General features: G+C 50.8%; 2 protein-coding genes and 3 pseudogenes. 1 reads left to right on the plus strand and 4 read right to left on the minus strand.

The window, feature by feature from the left end:
* A pseudogene (locus tag J5224_RS23740) lies at window positions 1-414 on the plus strand (molybdopterin-guanine dinucleotide biosynthesis protein MobC); the annotation flags it as partial.
* A 287-nt stretch (window positions 415-701) separates the two neighbouring features.
* On the opposite strand, the pseudogene J5224_RS23745 reads toward J5224_RS23740, so the two are convergent.
* The 4 genes and pseudogenes from J5224_RS23745 to J5224_RS35845 form a co-directional block, all read right to left on the minus strand.
* Window positions 702-872: pseudogene (locus tag J5224_RS23745) on the minus strand (zincin-like metallopeptidase domain-containing protein); the annotation flags it as partial.
* 74 nt (window positions 873-946) lie between these two features.
* Entirely contained in the window at window positions 947-1,456 is a 510-nt protein-coding gene (locus J5224_RS35840) for a hypothetical protein (RefSeq protein ID WP_369076099.1), read from the minus strand.
* A complete protein-coding gene (locus tag J5224_RS23750) occupies window positions 1,338-2,807 on the minus strand; it encodes a reverse transcriptase domain-containing protein (RefSeq protein ID WP_264627695.1) in 1,470 nt (489 codons plus the stop codon). Before J5224_RS23750 ends, J5224_RS35840 begins: the two co-directional genes overlap by 119 nt.
* 637 nt (window positions 2,808-3,444) lie before the next feature.
* A pseudogene (locus J5224_RS35845) lies at window positions 3,445-4,003 on the minus strand (ArdC family protein); the annotation flags it as partial.

The raw sequence follows: 4,003 nt of genomic DNA on the forward strand, positions 1-4,003 counted from the left end.
GATAATCAGGCAGCCCAGCTAATTCTGGAGAAGAAAGGCGCTTCTGGCTGGATAAACGGTGACCGTTCAGGCTTTGTCAGACAATATCAGGTAAAACACCGTCCGGATGGGGTGATCACTCTCCCGGGCGGAAAAGTCATCGCCATCGAAACAGAAAGACACCTGAAAACCAAAGCGCGCTACCAGATGATTATCGCCAACCACCTACTGGCGCGGACCAATAAGCATTGGATATACGTTTTCTATATCGTGCCAGATCTACAGAAAAAACGCGCCCTTGAACTGCTGTTCGCTAATATAAAATACGTCATCGTGAATCATCAGCATATTCCTCTGGAGACACGCCATCGGAATGTTTTTCGTATTTATACCCTTGTTGAACTGCAACAGCTGGAGCTGAAGCAATACTCATAAACCGGGTAAGGTGTTACTCAATCTGACTGTCGGTTAAGAGCGAGGCGCTCACCGACAGAGTCAGGATCCCTCTCATTACCTATGTTATCAGGTCAATATGAAATGGACAGATTTTTATTACTCACAATTATCCTTCTGGGATTGATAATCAGCAAGGAAATAGCGGCTGCACCAGTAAACAGTGCATCGCTATTAAAGTCGGCTTGATTCTGATCGTTATTTCTCTATAACACTACCAATTAACGCTATAATTCCAAAGGCAGCATTCCTTTGCTGCCCCGTCCAATTCAGAGTCTATCCATCAAATATCGATGCGCCTTTGAGGCAGCGCTAGCGGCTTTAAAAATATAACGCTTGTTATCTTTCAGGGCCTTTAACCATGCGGCGATATAGCTTTCATGCTGAACCTCGCCGAGAATCCCCAGATCCGCCATAAGGAACGCGCTTCCAAGCTCAGCATTGGGTCGGGAGGATCATGTCTCAGAGAGAACATGCCTCTCCCGCCCACCGAACCGGACGTGATAGTTTCCCATCATCCGGCTCTCCATGTTTGCCTGTTCCCATTCCCGTTACGTGGTTTCAGTGTTCCTGCATGCAGAGACTTGTGGCATGTCAGGCACAAAACGATTCGCTTGCGCCGTCTTGCTGCCGCCACCTGCTTCCAGAGTGGTGTATCCTTCATATCCGCAAGCTTACGGCTGTGATGGATTTCACATGGAACGCCTGTTGCTCCGCAGTATTCACACTGTCGGGCTAAAAGCCTGTCCATAACATCAGAACGTCCGCTGGTAAACCAGGGAACTGCCAGTTTATCAACTTTGTTTCCGAGATTCGGAAGCTGGTTCAGGTGTTTCAGACTGAACACGGCAACAGCCCGTTCTTTACCATGTATACAAAAGCGAACCACGAGACCATTTCTTGTTTTAAGACGATGAGCCACCTGATTTACGGAAAGGCGTAATTTGAAGGCCAGCGTTTTGAGCAGGCTGGTTTCCCAGAGGAACCACAGCTTGCGTAGGCTGAACTTCGCACAGTAAGCCAGACGGTAATAATTGGCCAGCCCCCCGCATTTCCGCGTTATAGGCTAAAACGATTTCCAGCAGGCTGCTGTCCACCAGATGACGCCGGTGTATCGCTTTCAGTCGACCGAGATCGCCATAGCCATTACGCTGATTAAACCGGACCAGCCTTTCAGGCGGAACAAGAAGATGGATCCGACCCGCCGGGTCCCTTGAACGAACTACGCGTCTGCCCAGTTTCGTTCTTCTGATCCGACTGTCGGTGATCGCTCTCACTGTATAACCAAGGAAAATCGTTCCATCCGTCGCCTTACTGATTTTGCTCTTTTCCTGAGACGCCTCCAGATGGAGAATTTCAGAAAGAAATGCTGTGACTTCGCGCATTATTTCCCGTGCTTCGTCTCTGGAACCGATAACGCCAATCAAGAAATCATCAGCATACCGGCAGAACATTAACCGTTTATAGCCCGGATCCATGCCGTCTTTTGATGGCATGACGGACCGTTCCTCTTCAAGACAACGGACCGAGGTGAGGATTACCTGAGCATCACCTTCACGGCCTTCACTCAGTAATTTCTCAGCCCTGCGTCTCCTCTGATATATACGCTGTGTAAGACGCTGGTATTGCGGGTTTTCCACACGGCGCTCACCCTTATTGAACTGTGATTTTTTCTGTATCAGAAACTGATCCAGCTCATGCAGGTAAATATTGGCAAGGATGGGTGAAACAACGCCGCCCTGTGGCGTTCCGCTATAGGTGGCGCTGAACTTCCAGTCCTCCATATAACCCGCTTTCAGCATATTGTTTATCAGCCTGAGGAACCGTTTATCCTCGATTTTCCTGGATAACAGTGCCAGCAGTACACGGTGATCAATGTTGTCAAAAAAGCTGACCACATCTATGTCGATCAACCACTTAACTCCAGTCCAGTGATGTTTAATATCCAGAAGTGCATCATGGCACGAACATCCCCGCCGGAAACCGTATGATTTTGGCGAAAACACCGGTTCATAGATGCGCTCAAGAATAATTTTCACCACTGACTGCACCAGTTTGTCACTCGCCGTTGGAATGCCCAGAGGGCGGGTCTTTCCATTGGCTTTGGGAATGAGTACCCGCCGCACAGGGGAGAACCTGTGGGTGCCGTTACTGACCTGATCGATAATTTTGGTTAAACGCTCCAGAGAGAAACCATCCAGCGTGTCGCTGGAGACTCCCCGGGTCGTCGCCCCACGGTTAGGTGCAATATCTTCATACGCCTGCAACCAGAGCTTCGGCGCAGTCATAATCCGTGACAATCCATTGATTCTCTTCCCCTGTTTCGACAGGACGGGAATTGATTCCAGTCGCCTTTGCAGAGTATCGGATAGCATCAGCACACCCCCTCTGTAGGCAGACCCGAATCGCAAACACTGCTGCCCTTCACCTGATCAGCGGATACTCCCGGCCCGGTCACCCGGAACCTTTCGTTCCCGATCATCCACCCTGAGATGGCTGTCCTGAGCATTACCTCAGGCATTTGGCTACTATGGCAGCTCTGTCGCCATGTGGGTCGCAAAACTCGCGCCCATTTAGGCGATCCCGTAGTTACGCGAATATGGAGATACGATGCGGACAGGTGCCCCGTTCGTCCTTTTGATCCCCCTGACAGGGGGCAGACCGTGCTGGCTGGGCCGAAGATGTTTAGTCGCACCATCTTCTTCAGACCGGGCCTGATGGCATCCCGGTATCGGCACGGCACGACGTTGCAGCCACCGCTACGTCGTTGTTGAGGATAAAACTCTGAGGACTGAGGTTCAGGCAGTTTAGCTTTCACCATACGCATCTTGCGATGACCCGCCCGGCCTACGATGGCTTCGGCAGTTTGAGCCTTTTCCTGACATGCTATGGTTCCGTTCCCCTTTTGGGATTTCAACCAGTTCATCACCGGCACCGGTAAGTCAGGCTCGCATGGATTTTCCCAGCTATCCAGAATAATCATATCCACTCCAGTATTCGCGCCTCTACGGCGCACAATCAGTTCCTCAAACGCATAATCCTCACTGCCAAAGCGCCCTTTCATATCACGGTTCAGACGGCTTTTGGCACCCGTCCAGTGCACCAGTTCATGCAGACCGGTCGCGTAGAAATTAGCGGCATCAGAAAAAAGACGGCGCTCTGGCAGCCAGATTTCATCGGTTGATGGCCGGTAAAACGCATTTTGGCCTTTCTCAGTAATGGTCGCGCCGGTGTGATGAAAAAGGGCTTCAACACGCGACAACGGCGCGAAGGTTTCAGCGGGCTGTGCTGGCGCAACGTCCTGGGACAAACAGTCAATCTGTTCAACGTTAAAAACAACGAACGTTTTTAACATGGGAAAATGCTCGATATCGCCCTCCTTATTTTCCTTCTCCACGGTGGTGTAAAAAATGCCCGTGGTGCCATGCTCACCTCTGCGCACCTGCCCGCCCACTGCCTTCGCCTGCTTGTAAGTCATCCAGCGCGGATCGCTGAATCCCTGTTTAGAGGCACTGCACCATAACAGCATGATATTGATGCCGCTATAAGCGACGCCAGTGGCAAAGTTAGT

The sequence above is a fragment of the Candidatus Symbiopectobacterium sp. NZEC135 genome, assembly GCF_025962695.1.

Excerpts from the sequence above, each read along its gene's own strand:
- J5224_RS23750 (WP_264627695.1), bottom strand. The coding sequence starts at position 2,807 with ATGCTATCCGATACTCTGCAAAGGCGACTGGAATCAATTCCCGTCCTG.